2 tRNA genes and 2 rRNA genes are annotated in these 4,099 nt (G+C 54.5%); all 4 read right to left on the bottom strand.

What is annotated here, in order from left to right:
- Nucleotides 1–254 precede the first annotated feature (254 nt).
- Nucleotides 255–3,068, bottom strand: a 23S ribosomal RNA gene (locus QQL24_RS31945).
- Nucleotides 3,069–3,441: 373 nt separating this feature from the next.
- Nucleotides 3,442–3,517, bottom strand: a tRNA-Ala gene (locus tag QQL24_RS31940).
- 43 nt (nt 3,518–3,560) lie between these two features.
- Nucleotides 3,561–3,637 (bottom strand) — tRNA-Ile (locus QQL24_RS31935).
- Nucleotides 3,638–3,853: 216 nt separating this feature from the next.
- Nucleotides 3,854–4,099 (bottom strand): 16S ribosomal RNA (locus tag QQL24_RS31930); the annotation flags it as partial.

Here is a 4,099-nt window from a genome sequence, read left to right as displayed (position 1 = left end):
GGATCGGGTTCAGGCTCCTCGCTAGTGCCACCAGGCCGGCGAAAGACAATTGAAGCCCGCGCGATTTGCTTGAGCAAATCGTCGGCAATGTGCGCAGCGACAAATACGAAGTGTTTGTCGCGCGAAGCACATAAGATGGTCTTTGCGATTGCGTAGCAATCGTCAAAGGTGACCGCAGCGACATGTCTTCATGTCGCGATCAGGTCACCCCTTTCAGGATGAGGCCTTCTCATCGTGAGTATCGATAAATGAGAGCGATCAAGCCGATCAAGCTATTAGTACCGGTAAGCTGCACGGATCGCTCCGCTTCCACACCCGGCCTATCAACGTGGTGGTCTACCACGGCTTTCGAGGGAGAACTCATCTTGAGGTGGGTTTCCCGCTTAGATGCCTTCAGCGGTTATCCCGACCGTACATAGCTACCCTGCACTGCGGCTGGCGCCACAACAGGTCCACCAGAGGTACGTCCATCCCGGTCCTCTCGTACTAAGGACAGATCCTCTCAATTCTCCTACGCCCACGCCAGATAGGGACCAAACTGTCTCACGACGTTTTGAACCCAACTCACGTACCACTTTAATCGGCGAACAGCCGAACCCTTGGGACCTTCTCCAGCCCCAGGATGTGATGAGTCGACATCGAGGTGCCAAACGATTCCGTCGATATGGACTCTTGGGAATCATCAGCCTGTTATCCCCGGCGTACCTTTTATTCGTTGAGCGATGGCCGTTCCACAACGGACCACCGGATCACTATGGCCGACTTTCGTCTCTGCTCGACTTGTCAGTCTCGCAGTCAGGCGGGCTTATGCCATTGCACTCGACGAGCGATTTCCGACCGCTCTGAGCCCACCGTCGCACGCCTCCGTTACTCTTTGGGAGGCGACCGCCCCAGTCAAACTACCCACCATACACTGTCCCGGGCCCGGATGACGGGTCGCGGTTAGACATCCATGATCGTAAGGGTGGTATTTCAAGGGTGGCTCCACCCGGGCTGGCGCCCAAGCTTCATAGCCTACCACCTATCCTACACATGCAAGCACGAATGCCAGTGTAAAGTTATAGTAAAGGTGCACGGGGTCTTTCCGTCTAAGCGCAGGTACCCCGCATCTTCACGGGGAATTCAATTTCACTGAGTCTATGCTGGAGACAGCGGGGAGATCGTTACGCCATTCGTGCAGGTCGGAACTTACCCGACAAGGAATTTCGCTACCTTAGGACCGTTATAGTTACGGCCGCCGTTTACCGGGGCTTCGATTCAAAGCTTGCACCTCTCCTCTTAACCTTCCGGCACCGGGCAGGCGTCAGACCCTATACGTCGCCTTGCGGCTTTGCAGAGCCCTGTGTTTTTGTTAAACAGTCGCCACCCCCTAGTTTGTGCCCCTCGCCCATGGTTGCCCACGAACGAGGCCTCCTTATCCCGAAGTTACGGAGGCAAATTGCCGAGTTCCTTCAGCATAGTTCTCTCAAGCGCCTTGGTATACTCTACCAGTCCACCTGTGTCGGTTTCGGGTACGGTCTATTGTGGGAGCTATTTCCTGGAACCTCGTGATGGCACGGTCAATCCAATAAGACCACACCACGGAAGAGATCCGTCACTACCCACTGGTCAAGGAATATTCACCTTGTTCCCATCGACTACGCTTTTCAGCCTCGCCTTAGGGGCCGACTAACCCTGCGCAGATTAGCTTTACGCAGGAACCCTTGGACTTTCGGCGACAGTGTCTCTCACACTGTTTGTCGTTACTCATGCCAGCATTCGCACTTCCAATACCTCCAGGCCTCCTCACGGATAACCCTTCACAGGCCTATGGAACGCTCCGCTACCGCTCTTGCGAGCCCACAGCTTCGGCTCATGGCTTGAGCCCCGTTACATTTTCGGCGCAAAGACCCTTGTTTAGACCAGTGAGCTGTTACGCTTTCTTTAAAGGATGGCTGCTTCTAAGCCAACCTCCTGGTTGTTATGGGATCCTCACATCCTTTACCACTTAGCCATGAATTAGGGGCCTTAGCTGGTGGTCAGGGTTTTTTCCCTCTCGACGACGGACGTTAGCACCCGCCGTCTGTCTGCCGCATAGTACTTCCAGGTATTCGGAGTTTGGTTAGGTTTGGTAGGTCGGTAAGACCCCCTAGCCCATCCAGTGCTCTACCCCCTGGAGTATTCGTGCGACGCACTACCTAAATAGTTTTCGCGGAGAACCAGCTATTTCCGAGTTTGATTGGCCTTTCACCCCTAGCCACAAGTCATCCGAGGCTTTTTCAACAGACACCGGTTCGGTCCTCCAGTGGGTGTTACCCCACCTTCAACCTGCTCATGGCTAGATCACATCGGTTTCGGGTCTAATAAGACGAACTGAACGCCCTGTTCAGACTCGCTTTCGCTGCGCCTCCACCTATCGGCTTAAGCTTGCTCGTCTCACTAAGTCGCTGGCCCATTATACAAAAGGTACGGTGTCACCATTGCAGGCTCCACCTGTTTGTAGGCATCCGGTTTCAGGATCTGTTTCACTCCCCTCGTCGGGGATCTTTTCACCTTTCCCTCACGGTACTGGTTCGCTATCGGTCACTGAGGAGTACTTAGGCTTGGAGGGTGGTCCCCCCACGTTCAGACAGGGTTTCACGTGCCCCGCCCTACTCATGTCTCTTCTCATCATCGTCGCATACGGGACTATCACCCACTGACGTGCAGCTTTCCATCTGCTTTTGCTGACTCAAAGAAGAGCACTGGCCTGGTCCGCGTTCGCTCGCCACTACTAACGGAGTCTCGGTTGATGTCCTTTCCTCCGGGTACTTAGATGTTTCAGTTCCCCGGGTTCGCTTTTAATCCCCTATGTATTCAGGGACTAAATACCTCCTTGTGACAATTGTTAGTCCAAAGCCGCGCGACCGGCACATTGCTGCACCAGCCTCACAACCTCAAAATAACAATTGTCGGAAGTGGGTTTCCCCATTCGGATATCTTCGGATCAAAGCTTGTTCGCAGCTCCCCGAAGCTTTTCGCAGCGTACCACGTCCTTCATCGCCTCTCAGTGCCAAGGCATCCACCGAATGCCCTTAAGACGCTTGATCGCTCTCATTATCGATACTCACCCCATATTGCTATGAGTAGAACGCCTCGCAGCGCTCCAGGCCCGCCCCTCGATAGAGCAGCACCCTGAATATGATTAGAAAGACCATCTTGCTTCACCATCCATCCGGCTCATGTGCGCTCCAAGATTTGAGCTTTGCACACGCAGTGGGCTCCTTCCGATCCGACCATCTTGCGATGACCAAACCAAAATTCGCCCGGGGATTTGCTTCCAGCCCCAGCGGGCCAGTCGCAACCGGATGAATGTCTCTTTACCATGTCAAACAACACCGGATGACCCGAGCTCGCGCCCACGGCCACCTGGAAAAACGTTTCTTCCTCAGGACAAGATCTCGACACCACATCAGATGATGGTGGTGGAGCCAGACGGGATCGAACCGACGACCTCCTGAATGCAAATCAGGCGCTCTCCCAGCTGAGCTATAGCCCCTTCCAGGTCACCCCGGTCGACGCCAACAGCACAGAGGTCAGAGTGGTGGGCCTGGGAAGACTTGAACTTCCGACCTCACGCTTATCAAGCGCGCGCTCTAACCAACTGAGCTACAAGCCCGTCCCTGACCAACCTCATACAGCCGGCGCCCTCATGCCAAAACCCCCGGTGTGATCCACACCAGAGCTCCGGCACAAAGCTTGTCCTTGAAGAAAGAGAAACGAAGACGACGATGCTCCGCATTTCGAAGCTCAAGCCGGTTAAGAACTTGGCTTCCTATGTTCTGAAGAGACCGAAGAGACCCGGAATAAACCAGACCTGAACAGTCATCCTTAGAAAGGAGGTGATCCAGCCGCAGGTTCCCCTACGGCTACCTTGTTACGACTTCACCCCAGTCGCTGACCCTACCGTGGTTGCCTGCCTCCTTGCGGTTGGCGCAGCACCTTCGGGTAAAACCAACTCCCATGGTGTGACGGGCGGTGTGTACAAGGCCCGGGAACGTATTCACCGTAGCATGCTGATCTACGATTACTAGCGATTCCACCTTCATGCACTCGAGTTGCAGAGTGCAATCTGAACTGA

This window comes from Labrys miyagiensis, assembly GCF_030160835.1.
Classification (GTDB): Bacteria; Pseudomonadota; Alphaproteobacteria; order Rhizobiales; family Labraceae; genus Labrys; species Labrys miyagiensis.
Note: the sequence above shows the minus strand (reverse complement) of the source record. Positions and strands in the feature narration are given on the sequence as shown.